At 69.7% G+C, this 23,046-nt stretch carries 16 protein-coding genes; 10 read left to right on the forward strand and 6 right to left on the reverse strand.

The annotated features are described in order from the left end of the window. Nucleotides 1–19: 19 nt before the first annotated feature. Complete coding sequence (gene xopAJ / locus KRR26_RS06895; RefSeq protein ID WP_120206095.1) at nucleotides 20–1,732, reverse strand: XopAJ/AvrRxo1 family type III secretion system effector zeta toxin; 1,713 nt, start codon at nucleotides 1,730–1,732, stop codon at nucleotides 20–22. Between the two features lie 196 nt (nucleotides 1,733–1,928). Further along, on the reverse strand, nucleotides 1,929–2,780 hold the full coding sequence (locus KRR26_RS06900; protein WP_120206093.1) for an alpha/beta hydrolase: 852 nt from the start codon (nucleotides 2,778–2,780) through the stop codon (nucleotides 1,929–1,931). A 110-nt stretch (nucleotides 2,781–2,890) separates the two neighbouring features. Here KRR26_RS06900 and KRR26_RS06905 point away from each other — a divergent pair, with 110 nt between their 5' ends. From KRR26_RS06905 to KRR26_RS06930, 6 genes are all read left to right on the forward strand, one after another. Beyond that, nucleotides 2,891–3,319, forward strand: coding sequence for a hypothetical protein (locus tag KRR26_RS06905; RefSeq protein WP_217079424.1), 429 nt, complete (start codon nucleotides 2,891–2,893; stop codon nucleotides 3,317–3,319). A gap of 96 nt (nucleotides 3,320–3,415) precedes the next feature. Then, on the forward strand, nucleotides 3,416–5,464 hold the full coding sequence (locus KRR26_RS06910) for a radical SAM protein (protein WP_120206090.1): 2,049 nt from the start codon (nucleotides 3,416–3,418) through the stop codon (nucleotides 5,462–5,464). A gap of 98 nt (nucleotides 5,465–5,562) precedes the next feature. After that, nucleotides 5,563–6,213 carry a carbonic anhydrase gene (locus KRR26_RS06915; protein ID WP_120206089.1) on the forward strand — a complete coding sequence of 217 codons (651 nt, stop codon included), beginning with the start codon at nucleotides 5,563–5,565 and terminating at the stop codon, nucleotides 6,211–6,213. A gap of 291 nt (nucleotides 6,214–6,504) precedes the next feature. Then, nucleotides 6,505–7,524, forward strand: a complete 1,020-nt coding sequence (locus tag KRR26_RS06920; RefSeq protein ID WP_328707069.1) for a DUF3142 domain-containing protein — start codon at nucleotides 6,505–6,507, stop codon at nucleotides 7,522–7,524. Then, nucleotides 7,511–9,553: a hypothetical protein gene (locus KRR26_RS06925; protein ID WP_120206086.1), complete on the forward strand. Its 2,043-nt coding sequence runs from the start codon at nucleotides 7,511–7,513 to the stop codon at nucleotides 9,551–9,553. The genes KRR26_RS06920 and KRR26_RS06925 overlap by 14 nt, the downstream gene beginning before the upstream one ends. Before the next feature lie 86 nt (nucleotides 9,554–9,639). Next, nucleotides 9,640–10,122 carry a flagellar hook-length control protein gene (locus KRR26_RS06930; RefSeq protein WP_120206084.1) on the forward strand — a complete coding sequence of 161 codons (483 nt, stop codon included), beginning with the start codon at nucleotides 9,640–9,642 and terminating at the stop codon, nucleotides 10,120–10,122. Here the strand turns inward: KRR26_RS06930 and KRR26_RS06935 are convergent. Continuing rightward, the gene (locus KRR26_RS06935) at nucleotides 10,088–11,020 is read right to left on the reverse strand and encodes a LysR family transcriptional regulator (protein ID WP_217079426.1); all 933 of its coding nucleotides are present in this window, start codon (nucleotides 11,018–11,020) and stop codon (nucleotides 10,088–10,090) included. The genes KRR26_RS06930 and KRR26_RS06935 overlap by 35 nt on opposite strands. 179 nt (nucleotides 11,021–11,199) lie before the next feature. Here KRR26_RS06935 and KRR26_RS06940 point away from each other — a divergent pair, with 179 nt between their 5' ends. Further along, a complete protein-coding gene (locus KRR26_RS06940) occupies nucleotides 11,200–15,258 on the forward strand; it encodes a coiled-coil domain-containing protein (RefSeq protein WP_217079427.1) in 4,059 nt (1,352 codons plus the stop codon). Nucleotides 15,259–15,289: 31 nt separating this feature from the next. On the opposite strand, the gene KRR26_RS06945 is transcribed toward KRR26_RS06940, so the two are convergent. Next, complete coding sequence (locus tag KRR26_RS06945; protein ID WP_233576900.1) at nucleotides 15,290–15,715, reverse strand: DUF2569 family protein; 426 nt, start codon at nucleotides 15,713–15,715, stop codon at nucleotides 15,290–15,292. 301 nt (nucleotides 15,716–16,016) lie between these two features. Between KRR26_RS06945 and KRR26_RS06950 the strand changes: the two genes are divergently transcribed. Together KRR26_RS06950 and KRR26_RS06960 are read left to right on the forward strand one after the other, a co-directional pair. Next, entirely contained in the window at nucleotides 16,017–16,550 is a 534-nt protein-coding gene (locus tag KRR26_RS06950; protein ID WP_120206077.1) for an ureidoglycolate lyase, read from the forward strand. 327 nt (nucleotides 16,551–16,877) lie between these two features. Beyond that, nucleotides 16,878–19,250 carry an ABC transporter permease gene (locus tag KRR26_RS06960; protein ID WP_217079428.1) on the forward strand — a complete coding sequence of 791 codons (2,373 nt, stop codon included), beginning with the start codon at nucleotides 16,878–16,880 and terminating at the stop codon, nucleotides 19,248–19,250. A 79-nt stretch (nucleotides 19,251–19,329) separates the two neighbouring features. Here the strand turns inward: KRR26_RS06960 and KRR26_RS06965 are convergent, their stop codons facing one another. Together KRR26_RS06965 and KRR26_RS06970 are read right to left on the reverse strand one after the other, a co-directional pair. Beyond that, a complete protein-coding gene (locus tag KRR26_RS06965) occupies nucleotides 19,330–19,956 on the reverse strand; it encodes a DUF2306 domain-containing protein (protein WP_217079429.1) in 627 nt (208 codons plus the stop codon). Nucleotides 19,957–20,077: 121 nt separating this feature from the next. Continuing rightward, the gene (locus KRR26_RS06970) at nucleotides 20,078–21,283 is read right to left on the reverse strand and encodes a serine hydrolase domain-containing protein (RefSeq protein ID WP_217079430.1); all 1,206 of its coding nucleotides are present in this window, start codon (nucleotides 21,281–21,283) and stop codon (nucleotides 20,078–20,080) included. A 409-nt stretch (nucleotides 21,284–21,692) separates the two neighbouring features. Here KRR26_RS06970 and KRR26_RS06975 point away from each other — a divergent pair, with 409 nt between their 5' ends. Continuing rightward, the gene (locus tag KRR26_RS06975) at nucleotides 21,693–22,877 is read left to right on the forward strand and encodes a hypothetical protein (RefSeq protein WP_120206070.1); all 1,185 of its coding nucleotides are present in this window, start codon (nucleotides 21,693–21,695) and stop codon (nucleotides 22,875–22,877) included. The last annotated feature ends 169 nt before the right edge of the window (nucleotides 22,878–23,046 follow it).

A 23,046-nucleotide genomic window follows, 5' to 3' on the forward strand; every position in this document is an offset into this window, starting at 1 on the left:
TTGAGCCCGTCACCGTCGCTCATTGTTTCGAGTGCGCATCCAAGGCCTGGTCGAGTGTCTTGCCTTGGTAGGCCTCGAGCGACACACGCGTCTTCTCCGCCACGGCGTCCGCACCCGGGAAGCCCTGCGCCTTGATGCCATCCACCTGCTTCTTGATGAACGCGGTGTCGATGACCGTCGCCTTCACCTGGGCGATGTCCTGGCTTGGATCCGCCCCGACAGCCTGGTCGAACAGCGCCTGCTTCTTGGCGGTATCCGGCCCGAGCCACTTGCCGTCGCGCTTCTCCGCGACCAGGGTCTGCTGCCCCTGCGCATCCGTCACGTAGAGCTTGTAGTCGGTGATCTGCTTGTTCTCGATGACGCCCTGGAAGCGACCTTCCTCGGGGCCATCCTCCCGCCCCAGGAGCAGGTCCTGCCGATACTGGCGCACCCCGCTGAAGCCGCCGCCGACAGGCGCGAAGGGAACCAAGGGGTCCGCGGTGCCCGGCTTGCGGGTGAGCACGCGGACGCAGGAGGTCTCCAGCGGGACCTCCAGGTCGATGAGCTTGAGCTTCCGGGTCCCGATGGCCTTGAGCAGCTGCGGGATGTCGTTCGCGCCCGCGAAGCGCTTGTCCAACACGAGCGAGCTGTCCGGCTTGGCGAGCATCGCCCGCTCCACGCGCTGGGACATCGCCGAGCCCTCCCAGTGGGACTGCTGGGTGCTGATCTTCCCCGCGTGCGCGGCGACGAGCTGCGCCTTGATGGGGTCCGGGTTCATCGCGCCCCGCGTCTCCCCATCCGAGTCCAGCACCTTCTTGCTCAGCTCGGGGTCCTTCTTGACGGTCGTGCTCTTGCCGGAGGCGGTGTTGCCGCGCAAGGCATAGACGACCCCCGTCTCGCCATGCTCCGCGATGCGCGCGGACAGCTTCTCGGCGTGGCCCACTTCCTTCCCGACAATCTCGTCCTGGAGCGCGAGGCGCTCGGGGATCCAGTTCGAGCGGTCGATCATGAACGAGGACAAGTCCTTGGTGGGCAGCTCCTTCAGGGTGAAGGCCTCATGGGACTCCACCTTGCCGCCCGAGTGCTCCAGGATGGCCTGACGGGCCGCATAGGTCCCGGGCGCGGTCCCCGTGGGGTCCGCCTTCTTGAGCTTCCCCAAGAGTTCCTTCGCGTTGTCCGGCGTCACCTTCTCCGTGGTGACCTTGCCTTCGAAGGTCAGCGTGATTTCGCGGCCCTTCGTCGCGAAGCTCGCGCCCGCTCCCGAGGCCGCGCGGGTCCGGCCCAACGACAGACTCCGGGCGATGTGCTGCTCGGGCCTGGCCGCCTCGACCAGCGGGTGGGGATTCGCCTTGTCGCTGAAGCTGGAGCCCTGCGTCTTGGCTTGCGCCGCCTTTCCCGCAGCCTCCGCATGGGATGTGGCCCTGGTGGCGGCGACCTGCGCGGTCTTGACGTGGGCCTGGAGCTGCGCGAGGGGCTCAGCGCCCACGCTCTCGGGGGGAGCCTTCTTCGCCTCTTCGAGCGCGGCCTTGGCCTGGTCGAGCGCGGCGTGGGCCTGCTTCGCGGCGTCCGCCGCCGCCTTGGCCGCCGCGCTCGCGTCCTCGGGAGTGCGGGCCTTCTTCGTCGCGTCGAGCGCGGCGCGGGCGGTCTCCTCCGCTTTCGTCGCGTGCTCGGCGGCGGTGTGCCCTTGGGCGAGCGCCGGGTGGGACGAGGCGTTCTGCACTGGCTTCGTGTTGCCACCGCCCTCGATTCTCATCACGCGCTCCTGCCTGTGAGGCGACCCACCTCGGGCCGGCGTGGGGAGAGCGCCAACCCGAGGCCGCGACATCATTCCTGCTGGCAGGGGCATTGTCGCGGGGGAAACATCGGGAGGTTCCCCGCGCGGACGCGGGTGTCGTCCGTTCACCACTTCACTTCACCCGGGGTTGCTCACGCGACGGCGTGTCCCGGACCTAATCCGGGGCACCGGCCCGAGGCGCCGGGGCGAGCCATTGGCGCAGGGCTCCCGGCGCGACCGCGCGATAGATGGTGCCGTGGGTGAGGTCCGGCCGAGGCTCGTACCGCCACCGCAAGCCGGGCGAAGCATGGGCCTTCAGCGCCTCCGCCAGGCGCGCGGCCTGGGGCGCGATGGTGTCCTCATCCGCGGAGGCCAGGTAGAGCGCGCCGCGAGGGCCGGGCTGACGCGCGAGGCGCTCGGCGGCCTTGCGGACCAGTTCGTCGCGGTTCCACCACAGGCTCGGACTCAAGGCGATGTAGCTGTCGAACAGCGTGGGCTCGAGGAAGAAGGTCTCGACGATGAACAGGCCGGCGAGCGACTCGCCGATGATGGCCCGCTCCTCGGTCACGCGGTAGCGCTGGCGCACCTGCGGCATCAGCTCGTCGCGGATGAAGCGACGGAACGCGGCCGAGCCCCCCACGCGCGGAGCAATCTTGCGATCCTCGGCCACGCGCGTCGGGCCCGTCATGTCGCGGCGACGCTCGGTGTTCTCGATGCCCACCACGATGAACGGCCGCAGCTCACCCGCGCGGATGCCCGCGTCCACGGTGGCGGCGACGTGCGGGAAGTCCTCCTGCTCTCCGCCGTCCGGCATGTACAGGACGGGATAGCGGGTGGTGGCTCCGGGCGCGTCGTAGCCCGGCGGCAGATAGACGAGGATGTGCCGCTGCTCCTTGAGCACGGTGGAGGTGAGCGTCAGCGACCCATGCGGCGGCGCCTGCTCGGCGGGGGGCTCCACGGCGGGCTCCGCGTGGGCCAGCGCCCCCATCATGAGCAGCAAGGACAAACACCAACGCGACGACGGCATCACAGCAGGCTCCTCGGGTGGATTCTCGAGAACGACCCGGAGTGTAGACCCATGGACCCCGACAAGCTCCGTGCTTGTTTCGCACCACGACCGGGCGACATCATCGCGGCATGAACAAGGTCGAGCTGTTTCACGCGGTGGCCCAGATCTTCCAGTTGGCGGGGCCCCTCGTGAGTGGAGGCATCCTGGGCCTCCTCCACAAGAAGTACGCGCTGCCCAAGATGACCGAGTTCCTCCAGGAGCGTGCCTGGCTGCTGTACTCGCCCCTCAACGTGGCGATGAACATCGTCTTCATCCTCGTGACCCTCGGCGTCGCCGTGGCGAGCCACGAGTCGAACGTGGCGGCGACGCTCGCCTGGGCGGCGGCGCATCCCTCGGCGATGCCAGTTGCCCTCTCGCCCGAGTTGCTGCGGATCGCCTTCTACGCCTCGACGTTCCTCTGCGGTCACGCGCTCGGAGCCTTCCCCACCGAGCCCCCCGAACCGATGGAGCGCACGGCTGCCTCTCCCCTCGGCGCTCGCGCCAAGGGCTCCTCCTGACACGAGTCCCCTGAACCGGGCGCGCCCTCACGCGGAGCCTGTCAGGTTCGCGGGGCTCGGGCTGTAGGGGACCGCTGCACTCGCTGGAGGAACTCCGTGACACCGCTCCCCGACTGGCGTCCCCACGCACTGGATGGCGCCTTGCTGTGGTTCCACCCGCGCACGGGCACGCACCTGCGCATCGACAGTCCGGGCACCCGCCACCTGCGACGCCGGGCCCCACGGCTGGTCCTCTTCGGCATCACCAACGCGTGCAACCTGACCTGCGGCTTCTGCTCCCGGGACCGCGCGGCGCGGAGTGACTGGACCCCGGACTCGGCCTTCGACGTCCTCTGCGGACTGGCCCGGGCTGGCACGCTGGAGGTCGCGTTCGGCGGCGGTGAGCCGCTGGCGTTCCGAGGCTTCGACACCCTCGTGGAGCGCCTCGCCACCGAGACGCCGCTGGCCGTCCACCTCACCACGAACGGCACGCTGCTGAGCGACGAGCGGCTGGCGCGACTGGCCCCGCACCTCGGCGAGGTGCGCGTGTCGCTCTACGAGGACAACGCCTGGGAGGAGACCGTCCAGCGACTCGCGCGCGCGGGAGCGACGTTCGGCGTGAATGTCCTCGCCACGCCCGAGCGCCTGGGCGTGCTGCCCGCGATGCTGCGCCGGCTGCGCGACCTGGGCTGCCGCGACGTGGCGCTCCTGCGCTACGTGGGGCCCGACGCGCGGCTCCACCTGAACGCACGCGACGAGGCGCGACTCACGCAAGCGGTCGCAGCGAGTCCACTCCGGACCCGCCTGTCTGTCTGCTTCGGCGACGCGCTCGTCGAGGTGCCCCGACTGTTCGAGGGTGACTGTGGCGCGGGCCTCGACTTCGTCACCCTCACCTCGCAGCGGGAGCTCAAGGCCTGTTCCTTTCAAGCCCGAGGCATCCCCATCGCCTCGGCGCAAGACGTGCTCGCCGCGTGGGCCCAGCGCCCGGACACGCTCGCCTCCGCGGCCCCCTTGCGTGGCTGCGCGCGGGCGGGTGCTCCTCCCGCGGCGTCCCTGACTCCAGGCGTGCGCGTGTGGCAGGGGTACTCCGGGAACAACAGCGGCGACTGTCTCCTGGTGGGCCGCTTCGAGTCCGCGCAGCAGGCCTCGGACCTGGTGGACGCCCTCGCACTGCCCCTGGGCTCGAATCCTCGCGGCTATCCTGAGCCGTGGCTGCGATTGCTGGAGGCCGAGGGCATCCACGTCACCGAAGACGAGACGCCCCCCGAGGCCCTCTTCTCCGTCGGGCAGACCGTCATGCTCTACACCGACATGACGCTGAACGATGACTTCCCTTCCCTGCGGCGGCTCGTCTGGAAGCGCGGCGGACGGGAGGTCCACTCCTCCATCCATGGACACGGGCAGACCTCCTTGGCGGTGGGCTTCACCGCCAGCTCCGAGCGCGCGCTCGAGGCACTGGAGGTCCAACTGGCCGCGGAGGACGTGGGAGACTTCGCCACGGAGTCCTCGGCGTCGGTCCTCTTCGGCGTCGTCCCCTTCTCCATTGCCACGGACCACAGCGAGGCCCTGCTCCCGCGGGTCGAGTGGCTGAAGGCCCTGGCCGAGCGACATGACGCGCGCCTCGCCGCGGAGCTGGTGGATGCGCCCGACGCGGCACTGCTGCCGCTGCGGCTCGCCATCCAACGCCAGCCCGAGGGCCCCGAGCGCCTGTGGCTCAAGTTCAAGGGTGAGGACTCGGCGACGCGCTTTGGGAAGAACCTCCGCGGTGACTTTCGGGTGGCCGGGCAGCACATCCTCGTCGAAGCGCCCCACATCGGAGCGCGGCTGGGACAGCTCGCCCTGAAACACGGCGGCACCGCGCGACTCCTCACCAGCCATCGCATCGAGGTGGCGGCGTTCTTCTGGAACACGAAGCGCGAAACCGCCGAGCTCACGTCCCTGCTGCGGCCCTACTTGAAGCCCGAGGATCAGCTCACGGCCACGGCCGGTGCCAAACGGGTCACCCTCGCGGTCGAAACCCTCGAACCGCTGCGCGTGCTGCCCGCGCTCATCGAGCTGGGGACGCTGGTGGGTGAGAAGCCCTGGGTGCGGCTGGGCGCGGCGAATCCCCTCGCGGAGAGCCTGCGGCGCATCCGGCGGGAGCTGCTGCTCTCCAAGGGACGCTGAGCCGTGACGTGTCGGATGCCGCGGCCCGAACACCCACCCACACGTTCCCATCTTCTGGGTTGACACCTTGGAGCCAAGGCGGGCATGCCAGGGCCGCCATGCCATCCTACGAACAGCTGTTCGAGAACAACCGCCGCTGGGCCGCTGAGAAGACGAAGGGCGACCCCCAGTACTTCGAGCGCCTGTCCGCGGAGCACAATCCGGACTACCTCTACATTGGCTGCTCCGACAGCCGCGTCCCCGCCAACGAAATCATGGGCGTGGAGCCCGGCGAGGTGTTCGTCCACCGCAACGTGGCGAACCTGGTCAACAACGTCGACCTGAACGTGATGGCGGTCATCAACTACGCCGTCCGCTACTTGTCGGTGAAGCACATCATCGTGTGCGGTCACTACGGCTGCCAGGGGGTGCGCGCCGCCATGCAGCCGCGCGACCTGGGCATCCTCAACCCCTGGCTCCGCAACGTGCGCGACGTCTACCGCCTGCACAAGGCAGAGCTGGATGCGCTGGCGGACCAGGAAGCGCGCTACGCCCGGCTCGTCGAGCTGAACGTCACCGAGCAGTGCATCAGCATCATCAAGACCGCCGCCGTGCAGCGCTCCTACGTGAACGGGGGGTTCCCCACCGTGCATGGCTGGGTCTTCGACATGCGCACCGGGCACCTGAAGGACCTGCAACTCGACTTCCCCCAGCTCCTGCGCGGCGTGCAAGAGGTCTACAACCTCACCGACAAGGACACGATCTTCTAACGCCCGGGCCGCCCCTCGGCCGGGAGACGCGATCGTGCACTTCGGGCCATGCGCCTGGACATCCCTGGGTGTCCGGGCGCACTCGGGTCCTGCCGCGCCCCTGAGCGTGCAAGCAGCCACCTCGACGAGAGCAGCGCACGCGTCGTCCAGACATGGCAGCATGGATGCCGTCCGCCGCGGTCCGTCATGCCCTTCACCTCACAGTCCTGGAAGTCAGGCCACGCCAGGCTCATGGGAGCCGTGTGCCTCGCGCTCGGGCTGGCGTGTTCTCGGGAGCGGCCTCGGCCCCTCGTGCATGACGCCTATGTGTGGCAGCGCGAGTGGTCGCCGGAGCTGAGCGAGGCCGTCCGCGAGGCGCCCGCGCAGCTGAGCGCGCTGCGCGTGCTGGCCCGCGAGTTCTCCGGGCCGGAGCGCGTGCCCGTGGACGTGCCGGTGGACGTGGAGGCGTTGGCGCGCGGAGGTCGCGAGGTGGTGGCGGTGATGCGCGTGGACGGCACGGCGCCGCTGGATGGGCTCTCGCTCGAGGAGGTCGCGGCGCGGGCCCGGGACTGGCGGGCGCGCGGCGTGCGGGTGGGCGGCGTCGAGGTCGATCACGACTGCGCCACGGCCTCGCTGGGGGCCTATGCGGACTGGCTCGAGCGCGAGCGCGCCACGCTAGAAGGACTGCGGCTGTCCATCACCGCGCTGCCCACCTGGGCGTCCTCGCCGCACGTGGCACGCCTGGTCTCTCTTCCTGACGAGGTCGTCCTCCAGGTGCACGCCGTGCGCGCCCCCACGCTCTTCACGCCGGAGCAGGCGCGCGCCTTCGCGGAGTCGTGGGCGAAGGCCACGCATCATCCGTTCCGTCTGGCATTGCCCACGTACCGCGCGAGGCTGCGCGATGGCACGCGACTGGGCGTCGAGCCTCGGGACGTGGGCCGCTTCCTGACCGCGCTGCGCGAGGACCCGGTGGAGGGCGTGGAAGGCATCGTGTGGTTCCGGCTCGGGTCGCGGGGCGACCTGGATGCGTGGAGTCCGGCCACGCTGGCCGCGGTCCTGACGGGCGGCGCGTTGGAGCCTCGGCTCGCGTCCCAGTTGGTGGATGCGGGCCACGGGACGCGCGACATCGTCATCGAGAACACCGGCCTCGTGGACGCGGACGCGCCGTCACGGCTCTCTCTTTCTGGAAACATCGAGGTCCTCGAAGGCGTGGCGGGCTATGCCACGCAAGGGACCTCGCTCGTGGCGCGCACGCCTCCTCGCCTGCGCGTCGGTGAGCGTCGCATCGTGGGCTTCGTGCGAGGAACCGAGGTGTCCCTTGTCGCTCCGTAGTGTGTGGCTGTCCGCTGTCGCCGCCGTGACGCTGCTCGCGCCCTGGCGCGCCGCGCGGGCGTGCGGCCCTGACTTCCCTCCCATCCTGCTCAATGACCGCGCGAGGACCTTGGCCGAGCTGCCCGAAGGCTCCTTCGCCCTGGAGGCCTCGCGGCTGGTGCCGCCCCCCGAGAAGCCCTTCCCAGTCATCGAGGACTGGGAGGAGCCCAAGGGGGCGCGGGTGGGCGGCGGTGCCCAGGAGACGCAGCTCTATGAGTCGGGCGCGGCGGCGTTCAAGGCGGGAGACAGCAGGCAGGCGTACGCGCGCTTCCAGGCGGTCCTCGACCTGCCACCCGAGCAGCGGCGCCGATTCTCCACCTTCGCGCGCTACATGCTGGGCCGCACGTCCGGCGCGGGCTTCCAACACGAAGCCATCCCCCACTTCCGCGGGGTGCGGGAGCTGGCGCGCCAGGGCTTCGAGGATCCACTGGGGCTCGCGCTGGCCAGCTTGGGAGAGGAGGCGCGCCTCCTGCTGGACGCGGGTGACGACGCGGGGGCCATCCGCCTCTACGCGGAGCAGGCCGCGCACGGAAGTCATCACGCGGCCACGTCCCTGCTGCTGGTGGCGCGGGCCCTCACCCGCGACCCGGCCCGGCTGCAGAAGGCGCTGAAGGAGCCGGTGGCGCAGCGGCTGATGGCGGCCTATGTGTGGACGCGCGCGCGCGAGTGGGAGTCCTCGGACGACCACCGCATGGAACGCGTGGCGAGGACCCTCGACGCGCTGGCGGCCGTGCCCGGACTGGCGGGCGCGGATCGACTCGCGGCGGCGGCGTGGCGAGCGGGCCGCTTCGAGCAGGCCGAGCGCTTCGCCGGGCTGGAGCACACGCCGCTCTCCACCTGGGTGCGCGCCAAGCTCGCGCTGCGCCGAGGCGACGCGGCGGAGGCGGAGCGACTGCTCGCGGAGGCCTCGGCGGGCATCCCCGCGACGGAGGACTGGACGGGCGAGGGCTCCACCCCCAACTTCCGCCCGCACCTGCGGCTGGAGGGTGAGCGCGCGGTGCTCGCGCTCGCGCAGGGTGACTTCGCGCGCTCCGCGGAGGCGCTGGTGGAGACCTGCTACTGGCCCGACGTGGCGGAGGTGGCCGAGCGCGTCCTCACGGTGGAGGAGCTGAAGAAGCTGGTGGCGACCCACGCCCCGTCCACCACGGTCCACACGACCGCCGAGCAGGCCGGGCTGAACTGCACGCCCTTCGCGCCCTACGGGGCGAAGGAGAAGAGCACGGCGGAGATGCTGCGGCGCCTGCTCGCGCGGCGCCTGCTGCGCACGCACGCGGACCAGGAGGCGCAGGAGTACTTCCGAGGCACCGAATGGGAGCAGCCGGCGCGCGAGTACGCGGACCTCCTCGCTCGCGCGCGGAGCACCTCCAACGCCGTCGACAAGGCCCAGGCGCTGTACGCGGCATCGCGGATCGCGCGACGCCTGGGCATGGAGCTGCTGGGGACCGAGGCGTCTCCAGACTGGGCCTGGACCGCGGGCGACTACTCCCTGGACACCGACGAGGAGTTCAACACCCCGGACGACTCCATGCGCGACGTGCTCTCCCCCGTGCTGAAGGGGAAGCCGCTGCTCTCGGACGCCGAGCGCGCGCGGCGCACGGCCCACGCGCCGCCCTCGCCCCTGCGCTTCCACTACCGCGCGACGGCGGCGGACCTCGCCGAAGAGGCCGCGGCGCTCATGCCGCCGCGCAGCCAGGCCTACGCGATGCTGCTGTGCCACGCGGCGCGCTACACCTCCTCCATCGACCCCGAGCGAGGCCAACGGCTGTGGCGCACCTATATCCAGAAGGGCGCGAGCATCCCGGGGACCTGGCAGTTCGGACAGGCGTGCCCAGACCCTGACTTCGCCAGGGTCCGGGCCAGCCAGTCCAGGATCTCCCTGCCGTGGAAGAACGTGCGGCGCCGCACGCTGGCCGCGGCCTTGGGGGGAGGCATGTTGCCGTTGGCGATGGGCGCCGCGCTGTGGCTGCGCCGCCGACGTCAGGCGCCGTAGCCCGCTCGACACTCCTCGCCACACATGGGGGCCCGAGGGATGGGCCCCCTTGCATCTCCCGTCGCGCGTTCCCAAATCCGAGCGCCATGAACGGACGATGTGACGTGCGACTCGCGGTGTTGGGAATCTCCTTGCTGGCGGTGCCCACCGCGCTCGCCTCGGGAGGGCGGGGCATGACGTGGTCGAAGCTCGACCATGTGGCTGGCGTGGACCATGTGGGCTGCGCCAGCTGCAATGCCTATCAGGGCGAGACCGCGTGCACGGCGGTCCTGCCCGTGCTCTGTCTCAAGCAGGATGGAGCCCCTGTCCCGCCGGGCGTCACGCCTGACTTCTACAACGGATGGACCTCCGCGAACCTCGCCACCACCTTGCCCGTGGCGGGCACCTCGCTGACGAGCCTCTCCGTCGCCAACCAACTGTGCGCGAGCACATTCGGCGCGGGCTGGCGCATGGCGGAGTTCCACGACGGTGGAGGCGGCTGGAACTGGTACGGCTACGGCAACGTGCGCGGAGACCTCCGGTTCTGGACGTACATCAACGACCAGCGAGCGAACTGCTGGAACCCGTAGTCGCGCCCAGCCCCTCCGTGGCGGCGAGGAAGTCGCGCACGTGGGTGAGCACGAATCGGATCTTCGGAATCTCGGCCAGGGCCTCGGGCACGCTGATGCGCACCGCGCGAACACGGCCGACCGACTCGGGCAGCACCGCCACCAGGGAGTCTGGCGGAACGCCCGGGTCGGGGAGGTCCACGCTGGGCACCAGCCCGATGCCCTGCCCCGCCAGACAGCAGGTGCGGATGAAGTGGATGTCCGGCGTGATGAGCGCCGGCTCGACCGTGAACAGGGAGCCGCCCACGCGCGGCCACTGACGCGCGTCCTCGTGCGGCGCTTCCCAGGCGAACAGCTCGTGCTCGCGCAGCGCCTCCACCGAGTCGGGGGTCCCGCGCCGCTGGAGGTACTCCGGGCTCGCGACGAGCCCCTCGCGCACCCGCATCACCACGAAGGACAGCCACGGCCCCTTGGGCACGTCCTCGCCAAAGTGCGCCGCGAGGTCCACGCCCTCCAGCGGCTCACTCAGCGGATCCACGCTGAAGCGAGCGTGCACGCGCAGCAGCGGGTAGGCCGCGCGCAGCAAGCCCAACAAGGGGCTCAAGAGATGCGGCGGGAGCCCCACCGGCAAGACCACGCGCAGCACGCCTGAGGGCGCCTGCCCCACCTCGCGGATGGAGGCCAGCAGGGCGCTCGTCTCCTGCATCATCACGCGCCCGCGCCGCGCGAGCACACCACCCGCCTCGGTCAGGACGATGCCCTGGCTGGTGCTCTTGAGCAGCGGCACGCCTGCTCGCGCCTCCAGCGCTTCCACCCGCCGACGCAGCGTCGTGCGCGACACGCCCAGCGCGTCCGCGGCGGCCAGAAACGAGCCGGTCTCCGCCACATCGAGAAAGGCGCGCAGCTCTTCCAGGTCCATGCTCGCTCCTCGCCGCGAGTCTAATCGCATCCACGCGGTCCCCGGGCAGCGCGGCGGCTTCCCATCCCGAAGCGGAGCGGACAAGAATCGCGTCGCTCCACGTTTCATCGGGAAAGAGGCTCCATGGCACCGGGCCGAGGCACCTCTCCCCCCGCGCATCCCGTTCCCGACCTCCCTTGATGCCCCATCCCCGCTCCGCCGCCGCGCTGGTCGTCCTCACCCTCCTCTTGCTGGGAACCTCCGCCCCCGCGGCCCAGCGCCCGCTGCGCGTGCGGAGCATCACGCGGGTGGTGGAGGCGTGGAAGGAGTCGCAGCACCTCTACGTGAAGGGCGACGTGGGAGCTTCCGACGAGCAGCTGCGCGAGTTGGAGGTCTGGCTGAGCCAGGAGGCGCCGCACTGGACGGTGGTGCTCTCCAACGACGCGGAGCAGGAGCGCTTCACGGACGCCTCGGGCAGCCGCTTCGAGGGAATCGAGGCCGCGAAGCAGGCGCTCGGAAAAGGGCTCTCGAACCGCACGAGCTTCGGCGCCCTGCGCCATCCGGACACGGGAGAGCAGGACGGCGCCATCTTCCTGCTCTCCCTGCGCGAGCGGAACCTGTCGTATTTCGGCTCGGACGCGATGGACAAGCGCGGGCTGGGCGAGGCGCACTGGCAAGGCAACCTGGACGCCTCGGCCATCGCCGCCATGCGCAGCGGAGGCCGAGTCCTCGACGCGGCGCGCGATACCGTCACGACCATCCAGGGACGCCTGGCGCAGCAGCTCCAGAAGGAGCGCGAGGCACGGCGGGCGGAGCTGGACGCCGTGCGCGGGTCGCTCCAGGAGCTGGGCGCGGCGCTGGACACGCTCGGGGCCCGACATCGCACCCTGTTCGAGGGGCACCCGCCCGAGGGCGTGCGTCAGGCCAACCCGGACCTCGGAGGCATGCGAACCCGGCTCGTCGAGGCGCTCGGCCACCTCGAACCCGAGGCCCGTGCGAACCCCGAGGCCGCCAAGGCACTCCAAGCCGAGCTGCGCGAGGCCCTCTCCCGAGCGAGCCAAGGGCTGACGGAGTACACGGAGGCCCTCACGCAACAGCGTCAGCGGGAGGCGGAGCTGGCTGCGCTGCTGGCCCATCCCCTCCAGCCCATGCTCCTCCCGGAGGTGGAGGACGCGCGCGGGGAGGTCGAGGCCGCGCGCGTCGCGGTGGTGTCCCTGGCGCCCGACTACGCCAAGCGCCTCGAAAGCGCCGCCACCCGGCTCAACGCAGCGAGCACCCTGCTCGACACCCTCGTCACAAGACAGAAGCGGCTCCAGGAACTGCCGGAGCAGGTGGAGGCGCTCTCCCGACGCCCGCTCGCCTCGGTGGCCCAGGCACCGCTCTCCACCACGCGCGAGGCGCAGCGACAGGCCCGCACGGCCTTCGAGCATCAGGACCGGGCCACGTTCCTCCAGGAACTCGCTCGGGCCGACGCGGCGCTGGAGTCCGCGCAAGGAGCCATCCGACACGCCGAGGCCATGCGCGCGCTGCGGAACCTGGTCATCTTCATCGCCACGGTCAGCGCGATGGGGCTGCTCATCCGCGCCCGTCGCCGCCGCAACCGCCACCGCGCGGAGGCGCTCACGCTGCTCTCCCAGTGGCGCACGGCCCTGGACGAGAAGACCCAGGCGCTGTTCGGCATGCTGGAGCGCACGCACCTGGTCGCGGGCACGAGTCAGGAAGACATCCGCGCACGCTTTGAGGGCATCACCCAGGCACGCGCCCTGAAGCTCGCCTCCGACGTGGACGAACTGTTCCTCTTGTCCGTCGCCGCCACGCGCGTGCTCTCCTCGGCGGAGGAACAACTGGAGGCGCGAGGCGCCTGGGGCCTCCTCGTGGCCCACCTGACGACCGGGCCCTACGTGCGCGCCGTGAGCCTGCTGCGGGATCAACCCATCGCCTTCGAACCGGATGATGGCGTCGAGTGGGTGCTGCGCGGAGGTCGCACCCAGACGCAGAAGCTCCTGGGCAGCGTCTCCAGCTATCAACCCTTCTCGCTCTCCTTCGCGGCGCTCGTCGAGGCCTTCAATGGTCGCGCGGGGAGCGCGGCGGACGCGCTGGAGGCGCTGGAAACATCGACCGAGCGCACCCAGGAGAGCGTGTCCGCGATGGAGCGCGTCCTCGCGGAGCTGAGCGCCCTGGCCGCGCTGGGGTCCGTGCTCCACGTGGCCTCGCTCCAGTCTCGTGTCACTCCCGCTCTGGAGAAGCTCCTGGGACAGGCGCGCCCCTTGCTCGCGAAGGACCCGCTCGCCGCGCTGGAAGGGCCGCTCACCGAAGCACGCCGGCCGCGCGAGGACGCCGACGCGCTTCACGCCACACTCAAGCAAGGGCACGGCGAGCTGCTCCCCGTCACCGCGCAGGCGGCCACCGCGCTCGGCGGGCTGGGCCTGGCGGGCGCGTGGCTGGATGCCGGCCTCGCCGCGCTCGCCCGGCAGGCGGAGGAGATCGCTTCCGTGCTGGTGAAGCGCGACGTGAGCGCGGACATCCAGGCGCTGACCGTGGCGATGGACCGGCTGCGCGACCGGAGCGCCCAGGCCGAGACGCTCGCGGGCGAGGCGGTGCGCGTCAAGGTGGAGCTGGACCGTTCAGCCCAGGGCGTCGACTCGGCGCGGACGGAGCTGGGCCGCGCGTTGGGGCTTCCGGCCTCGGCGATGTTGCGCGAGAAGGACGAGAACCCCTCGGGCCGACTCTCGGCGGGTGAGGCCGCGCTCGCGCAGGCCCACGCGGGGCTGGGGAGCGGTGAGCTCGGGCCCGTGCGCGAGCACCTCGACACGGCCCAAGCCCGGGTGACGGACGCGGACGCGATGGTCGCGAAGTCTCGCGAGGCCGAGGCGCGCTACGCGTCACGCCTTCACGCGGCGCGCGCCCTGCTCGGGGACATGAAGGCGCAGCGCGCGGAGCACGAGGCCCACCTGGGCAGCACCCTCCCGCGCTATCAACCCGCCGCCCTGCGATTGCGCGCGGGAGACCCCACCCATCCTCACGCGAACGGCACCGTGCACGACAACCTCCAGGAGGCCACCGCCTGCTGGGGACAAGCCCAAGAGGCACTCGACGCGGCGCCACCCGCGCATGACCAGGGGCACCTGCTCGAAGCCGATGCACTCCTCGGACAGGTCGAGGGCTGCTGTGCGCTCGTGAAGCACCGCCTCACGGAGCTGGCCGAGAAGCTTCAGCAGCTCGCGGCCCTGGAGGTGCGCAACACGGAGCAGCTCGCGGTCACGGAGCAGCTGGCCCAGCAATGTCTGGCCATCGCCACGGATCGACGCACCTCCGCCTCGACCATCTCCCACATCACCCGAGCCCAGCAGGACCTCACGCACACGCGAGACGCGGTCCACGCCCGGCCCGCCGAGCCCTTCGCCGCCGCCGAGCAGCTCAGCACCGTGGGGCAGGCCCTCCTGCAACTCCACCAGCGAGCCAAGGCGAACCACGAGGAGCACACCCGCGTGGAGACGAGCCTGCGGCTGACGCGCAAAGCGGTCGAGAACGCCGAGGGCCTGGCGCGAAAGGCGGCCAGGGACGGCATCGCGGACAGCGTAGCGACCACCGGCGCCCGCGCCTCCGTCGAGGCGCTGGCGACCGCGCTCGCACGCGCGGATGCGACCCTGCTCGAAGACCATGGCGACTGGGAAGCCCTGCATGCCGAGGGAGACCGCATCGCGGAGGCCGCCACGAAGGCATCCGCCGTGCTGACTCGCGAGATGCAGGCGGCCAAGGACGCCCAGGAGGCCGTGAATCAAGCCACGCAGGAGGTCCGCAAGGCCAGCCGCTGGTCCGGGGGCTATGGCGTCACCCTGACGGGAGACACGGGCAATCCGTCGCTCACGAGCGCTCGCACGGCCCTGAACGGGGGAGACTATCGACGCGCCACGACCGACGCGCGCCGGGCCGAACGGCAGGCCCAGGAGGCCATCGCCGAGGCCGAGCGCATCGTCGAGCACCACCGCCGCGCGGAGGCCGCACGGCGCGAGGAGGAGCAACGCCATCGCGAAGAGGAGGAAGCCCGGCGCCAGAGCGAGGAGCGGCACCGTCGCCAGATGGCCTCCGCGCACACCTCTCATTTCTCCTGGAGCAGCAGCTCGTCCTCCTCGAGCAGCAGTGACGACTCGGGATTCTCCAGCTCGTCCTGGAGCAGCGACGGAGGAGGTGGAGGCGGCAGCGACGACAACTCATCGTCGTCAGGGGGTGGCTCCGGCTTCTCCAGCTCCACGTGGTGAGGGGGCGCTCGCCGCCCCCCCCGGCCACGCATCACGTGACGAAGGTCTGCTTCACGTCGTTGCTTTTCGCGAAATAGAACATCCAGACACCTGTCATCAACAGACCGCTCAAGAGACTCCCCATCAAGTTGGGAACGGCCGTCTCCAACTGGCCAGGCGGGAGCATCATGGCTCTAGAAACCGCGACCAATACACCTCGAAGGACCAGATTGCAGACGAGGAAGTACTGCATCTGACGTGGGATCCACCGACGGCGCATGAGATAGGCCGGCGTCAGGATGAGCCCATAGAGAGCAAGGACTCCCGAGCCCAGGAGCTCATAGCCGGTGGCGCTGAGCCAATCCATGTTTGCCCAGATGTCTCGCCATCCCGCGCCGCTCGCCGCCTGCTGAGCCGTGGTGGCCACAGAGAAGAACAACACGGGCTGCCCGGCCAGCATCAGCAGAGCGAGCCACATCAAGCCCCTGAGTCCTGGGCGGGCGTTCCCCTGGAGGACCTGGACACAGGCGTGGCATCGGGTGGACTCGACCGGATGCCGACACTCCACGCAAAGAAAGACACCGCATCGCTTACACGTCCCGATGCAGGCGCGCTCGGGGTGGACTGGACAGGACTCGGGAAGCTGCGTGGGGGGCGGGGAGGCCGCCGCCGCACTCGTTTCGGGCATGGCGCTTCCTATCGGAAAACAGACGGTTCGAGAACGGCACCGGACCTACCGGCATTGCCTCACGGCCGGTCCAAGTCGATAGGCTCCACGGATGACGAGCCGCGTCCCTTCGCACCACGCCCTCCTCGCGCGAGCCCTCACTCCAGAGGGCTTCGCGCCCTTCGGTGACGTCGTGTCCGCGGGGCTCTCCGAGGGGGCGACGGCGAACCAGGGGACCGCGGTGCGCTACGACTGGACCGCGAGGCTCGAAAGCACGCGCGACGGAGCCAAGCCCAACCTCGCGGTCTTCCGCGCGCTGCCTCAACCCCTGCCCTTCACGGTCGGACTGCTCGAACATCACCCACGGTCGAGCCAGACCTTCCTCCCCTTGCGCTGCTCCCGCTACCTCGTGTGCGTCGCCCCCGCGCGGGCCTCCGGTGGCCCCGACCCGGAGCGACTCCTGGCCTTCGTAGCGGGACCGGGCCAGGGCGTGAACTACCACCGTGGCGTCTGGCATCACCCCATCATCGCGCTCGATACACCCGCCGAGTTCGCCATGCTCGCGTGGGAGGACGGCGGCCCCGAGGATTGCGTCGTCCACCCGCTCGCGACACCGCGCCTCGTTCATCTGGCCGAATCCGACTGAGGGTCGCCGCTCATACCGGAGAGCACGAGCTGCCTGCCTGGCCGCATCCCCGAAGCCCAGGCGCCTTGCGTTGACCTGGTGACCAGAATAGGAATCTGGTCAATGAGTTCGGATCCGCGCGCGGCCATCCTCCTCGCGGCTGGCGAAGCCTTCCTCCGCGATGGCTTCAAGAAGGCCTCGGTCGAGGACATCGCTCGCCGGGCAGGCGCGGGGGTTCGTCGAGTTCATGCACTGTCTGTGCGTCGGCTTGCTCTCGAAGGGCTTTGAGGCCCAGCGCCACCGACCCCTGGGCGCATGCTTCGAAGTCTTCCTCCGCGGGCTCTCCGCATGAATCCCCTTCCCTCGCTCGAAACCCCATTGCAATCCCCACCCCCTGAACGACAGACCGCCTACCGCTGGACCTATCTCTGGCTGGGGGCGGGGGTGGCCCTCGTGGGCTTCGGACTGCTCGCGGTGGCGCTCCTGTCCGCCCATGCGTGGGAAGAGGCCAGCCCCGCACTGGGGCTCTCCCTGCTGGGCTGGGGCAGCCTCGTCCAAGTCCTGAGCGCGGCGCTGCTCGCGGCCCACCAGGACCTCGCCCCGGTGTCGAACCCCGGGGTGCTGCTGGTGGGGACGGCGGTATGGCTCGCGGGCTGGGGGTTCATCGCGGCGGGCATCCGCCGGGTGCCAGCGTCTCCGGACGGCCCGAGTCCGGCCGCGGGCGCCGCGCTGTATCCGCGGCTGGCGCGCTACCAGGACTTCTCTTGGCGCACCCTCGCGGCGTATGGAGGCGGCCTCCTGCTGGCGGAGGTCCTCCTCATCGCCCTGCAGACGTGGCTGTCGGATGGGGGAGCGCACCCGGAGTTCGCGGGGACGACGGAAGCGAGCAGTGGAGTCCTGTCATTGACGCCCACGGGGGCCTTCGCCCTGGCCCTGCTCGCGGGAGGAATGGTGGCCTTCCTCTTCGGATTCCTCGGCGCCTCGCGGGCGCAGCGGCTGTCCTTGCCCGAGGCCACCCTCGGCGTGCTGTACCTGGGCCTGCCCATCCCCATCGTCCTCACGCTGGTGGGGCAGGTTCCGGAGCTCCAACTCGCGCTGGGCCCTCATCTGCGCGAGGTGACGAACGTCGCGGCGCTGCTCGGTCGCGCGGAGCTGGGGTACTGGCTCGTCTTCACGTCCCTGGTGCTGCTGCTGGTGCTGGGCATCAACACCGGGTTCATCGCCGCCGGCAGCGGACGCCTCGACCTGCGGATGGGCTTCGAGCTCTTCGTCGCGCGCCGGCACGTGGCGGTGTTCCGTCCCTCGCTGCTGTTGGGCACGCTGGCCGTGCTGATGCTCGGCATCATCCCGCCGCTGCTCGTCGCCTTCATCCTCCGCTCGACGGAAGCCGCGGTGGAGCGCACCCGCATCCGAAGACTGGGGCTGACGGATCCGCTGGCCGCGGCGGCCGACCTCAACCGCCTCAAGCAGCGAGTGCAATCCCCGACCATGATGATGACCGCCCTGTCCGTGGGCGGCGTGGGCGTGGGGGTCATGGCGCTCATCATCGTCATGTCGGTGATGAGCGGCTTCGAGACGGAGCTGCGGCAGAAAATCCTGGGCACCAACGCGCACGCCGTGGTGTCCAAGTACACGGGCGGCCTCACCGAGTATCCCCAGGTCATGGACACCGTCCGCAAGGTGCCCGGCGTCGTGGGACAGACGCCCTTCCTCATCAACCAGGTGATGATTGCCTCCGAGCACAACGCCGACGGCGTCGTCATCAAAGGCATCGACCCCGCCACGGTGGGCGAGGTGACGGACCTGCCGCGCAACATCCAGGGGAGCGGCTCCATCGACCTCCTCGGCGCCCCAGAGAAGATTGTCCCTCACGAACCCTCCGACGAAACCCATGACGCGAAGAGCGGCGCGCCCCCGAAGCCCGTCGTGTTGCCCGGCATCATCATCGGCCGAGAGCTGGCGGCGTCGCTGCGCGTGGTGGAGGGCGACACGGTGAATGTCATCTCCCCGCTGGGAACCGGGATGGGCCCCTCCGGCCCGATTCCGAAGAGCCGCGCCTTCCGCGTGGCGGCCATCTTCTACTCGGGCATGTACGAGTACGACTCCAAGTTCGTCTACATCCTCCTGCGCGAGGCGCAGGACTTCTTCGCCGTCGAGGGCGCCACGGGCATCGAGCTGAAGGTGGCGGACATCGACGACGCGCGGCGCATCGCGGCCCAGGCGGTGAAGGCGCTGGGCGGCTATCCCTACCGGGCGCGGGACTGGGGCGCGATGAACAAGAACCTCTTCTCGGCGCTGCGCCTGCAAAAGCTGGTGATGGGCATCATCCTCTCCATCATCATCATCGTGGCGGCGGGGCTCATCGTCGCCACCGTCATCATGTTGGTGCTGGAGAAGCGCAAGGAGATCTCCGTCCTCAAGGCATTGGGCGTCCCGGACGGAGGCATCGTGAAGATATTCCTCGCCGAGGGTCTGCAAATCGGCGTCGCGGGGGGCCTCCTCGGACTGATGTCTGGCCTTTCGTGGTGTGTGTTCATCGAGAAGGTAGGCATCAAGATGGACGCGGCCGTGTACTTCATGCCGGCGCTGCCGGTGCGCGTCGAGCCGGTGCAGACCGCGCTGGCTGTCGTCATCGCCGTGCTCGTCACCTACCTCGCGTCCATCTACCCAGCCCTCAAGGCCAGCAGCGTGGAGCCGGTGGAGGGACTCAAGGCCGAATAGGTCGCGGCAGAAGCCCCGCGGCCGAACGCCGTCCCATGCCTCACCTGAAGCGCACCCCACACCCGGGGCAACGAGGTCGTCACGAAGGCACGAGCAAGCGCGCCTGCGAGTGCCTGCGCGAGATGACGAATGCCACGCCGAGGTTGGGGAGCCAGCAGAGCCAGGCGACGACCCTGTAGGCCGAGACGAAGTCGCCCAGTGCGTGAGTCAGGACCGGCATCCAGAGCCTCAGCGTGACCGCCGCGAAACAGGCGGCATCGCTATAGGTCATCATGCGCCGGTGTCCTTCGATGTGTCGGTTCCGAATGAGTCGGTAGGCAGAGGCCGTGGTGTAAAGCCAGACGACTCCCAGGCTGACGAAGCCCGCTGCGGCGACGGCGCCCCCCTGGGCGAAGAAGCCCAGATAGACAGCGGCAAGCCCACTCAGCAGGGCCGCTCCGACGTAGACCTTTCCGACGAGCCGGTGCGCGCGCGGAAACTTGAGCCGCAGCCTTGCCACGAACTGCGTCCAGCCAAGGCCCAGAGCCAGTCCGCCCAGACAGATATGGGTGTAGAAGGCCGCATTCCAGACGGAGCTGGTCAGGAGTTCTCTGCTCTTCAGGGCTCGGATTCCGACGTTCGAGGCGGAGAGCAAGTAGCTGCCGGGATAGAGCCCCACGGCCAGACAGAGGGCGGCGAAGAGGATCCAGCGGGCCTTGCTTACCACCCTGGAGACTCGTGGTTCGGAATGAGGGGCTCAATCGTTCGCTCCAGCGCCCCCCGCTAGACTCCAGGGCGCTTGGGCTGCGCGTGAGGCCCGTCCGTCGCGGGGCCTCACGGCCCCCAGCTCATGACTTCTTGCAGGTTGTCTCGGGAGCGACCTTCGCGACGTCGGCGCCCCACAGGCAGATGATTCGATCCAAAGCCAGACCACTGCGCGAGTTGCTGAAGAAGACGATGCCGTCGCCAGATTGCGGACGCATCAAGAACTTGGCTCGGAAACCAGCCTGGTTGCGTCCGTCATGCCCCACTGCGGTGCTGCCATCGCCAAGGCGTTCGATGAAATGCCCCAGGCCGTAGACCGCCTCGTTCGGCGCGCGCGGCGTGGTCAGCTCCGCGGGGGTATACATTTGGGCCAGTTGCGCCTGGGACAGAGGATGCGCGCCAGCGGTGTTCGCCATTCCAGCAATCATCCAGCGGGCGAAGTCGTGGACGGTGGTGGTCAGGGTGGAGGGCGCCTGCTCCACGTAGTACCGCGGCGGCACCGGACTGCCATCATCGTCATGGCCCTGCGCGGCACCCGCAAGCACCTCCGGCGTCATGGCGACGCTGCTCTGTTTCATGCCCAGCGGCCGGAACACCAGTTCGCGCGCCAGATCCGAATACTTGCGCTGGGTGGTCCTCTCGATGGCCAACTGCATCAGGGTGTATCCACCTCCGGAGTACTGGAACTTCGCCCCGACCGGCGCGAACAGCTCCACCGCGCCACGCCCATTGGTCTTGCCGGCCAGGGACTCCTCCAGGCTCGGCAGCTCCTTGAAGTCGAGCCAGCCTTGATACCCGCCCAGGGTCGTGCCCGCGGTGTGCGACAGCAGGCGGCGGATCGTGATTTGACGCGGGTCGAACTCGCTCTTCGCCAGCGGCCAGGGCGATACCATCTCGGCCACTGGCTTATCCAACTGCACGCGCCCCTGCTCGGCCAGGCGCATCGTCACCCAACTGGCGATCGGCTTGGACAGCGAGGCCGCGACGAACACGGTGTCGGGCGTCACTGGCACCTTGCCCGCATGGTCGGCGAAGCCAAAGCCCTTCGCGTAGACCAGCTTGCCGCCCACAATCAGCCCCACGGCCGCGCCCTGAATGTGGGCCTCCTTCATGAGGGCTGGCACTTCGCGCTCGAGGACCTGCGTGAATGGCGGTGACGCCACAACACGGGCGCGCTCGGCCGCGACCGCGGTCCCCGTGAGCGCTAGCGCAGCCGTCAGCACCCACGCAGGGAGCGCCCTGACACCGGGGGTGGGCGACAGGCCGTGGAAGAAGAGTCTGGAGGTCATGGCGTCCTGGGCCCGGAGAGAGTTCGTGGAGGCACTGCGGGACTTCCAAGGCCCCTACGAGGCCCGGCGCACTCGATTGCGCGCTCGAACGAAAATCCCATGTGTCGGCCGATGTGCGCCGCGATGGGGCGCGCGGAAACATGCCGAGACAGCCCGCCCGCGTGTCTCCAATCCATACGTTCACGCGCGCGGCAGATTTCACCAGGAAGCCTGACACGTCAGCCCCCAGGCCGGACATGTCATTCCCAGACATGGCACACCTCGCACACGGGCGCCCGAGAGGAAATTCCTCGACTTACGGGACTGGCACCATGCCTGCATTGATGGCGCGTGGGCAGTCGGGCCGAAGCCTGTAAGCCCAGACCTACCGCTGCACGAAGTAGGTCCCACCACGGCACAGAGGAATCCTATGGCATCCCCCATCACTCCCCTCAATCTCTGTCAGAAGGCCTTTCTCCTCACCTGGGAATCCAACCGCGTCGGTGACATCGCGGGCGCTTCCCAGACATTGGCGCAGACCCTGAAGTCCAAGCTGACGACCTTCCTGGCCCTGCCGGACGTCCAGCAGGCCATGGAAGGCCAGTGGTCGGTCGTCTGGGGGCCGGCGGTCTTCGAGGCCAAGGACAGTCCCGAGAGCTTCGCAGACAATGTCATGTACGTCGCGGCGAACCCCGACCGGTCTGTCTACGTCGTCGCCATCGCAGGCACCAACGGGTCGTCCGCCTATGACAAGGATGACGAAGACAACAGCGTCAACACCACGACACTCTGGACGGCGGCCTTCCCGAGCCTGCCCTCCTACAGCGTGCCCCAGGGAATCAATCCGTGGCCCGTCATCTCGACAGGGACCGCGCTGGGAACCAACAACCTGCTCGGCATGACCGACTCGGTGACCACCCGGCAGACCCTGGTGGAGTTCCTCCGCTCCTTGAGCGACACGGGCTCGAAGACGCTCATCTTCGGTGGCCACAGCCTGGGGGGCGCGCTGGCGCCCACGCTCGCGCTCGCCCTGTTCAATCCCTCGGGCGGCGTGTTCAGCACCGGCAATTGGGGCAACGTCTACGTGCTTCCGGTGGCAGGCCCTACGCCTGGAAACAAGGGCACCTCCGACTTCTTCGGTCAGGTGTTTCCGCCCGTCAGCCTGAACCTGTCGCAGCCGCAGTACGCCTGGAACCAGAACATCTGGAACAGCCTCGACGCCGTGCCGCACGCGTGGGTCGTCGACATGCTCAAGAAGATCCCCACCCTCTACCCCACGAAGTGGGCGGGTGGACAAGTCCCCTCGGACATCACGAACCTGGTCAATGCGGCCGTCACCGCCTCGGAGCTCGGCGGCGCCCTCCCGGGCCCCTACACGCAGCTGCCCAACATCCCGACGCCGGGCACCGTCGACGGCCCCAATCCCATCACGACCGAGGACGAGTTCTGGGCCGAGGTCGCGTACCAACACCTGAAGGCCTACCAGCTCCTCTTCGACGTCGAGTCGCTGGTCTCCGAAGGCACTCAGACCGCGGCCCAGCAGATGTTCAAGCGGTGGCTGTCCAAGTTCCCCCGGCTGGCGCCCCAGCCGGTCAAGCGCGCCGCCAGGCGCTGACGGGACCGAGCCCCTCGAAGCAAGCCCAGCGGCGTTGCCCGAGCGTCACTCGAATCCAGGGTGCCGCTCGGGCGGTCGCCCACGAAGCCTCGCCTGCCAACCACCAGACCGCGGGTCGAGGGCCGTCCAGAACGACGCCATGGTGCCCATGAGCTGGCCAGATTGATGT

It is taken from the genome of Citreicoccus inhibens (genome assembly GCF_019039035.1).
Taxonomy (GTDB): domain Bacteria; phylum Myxococcota; class Myxococcia; order Myxococcales; family Myxococcaceae; genus Citreicoccus; species Citreicoccus inhibens.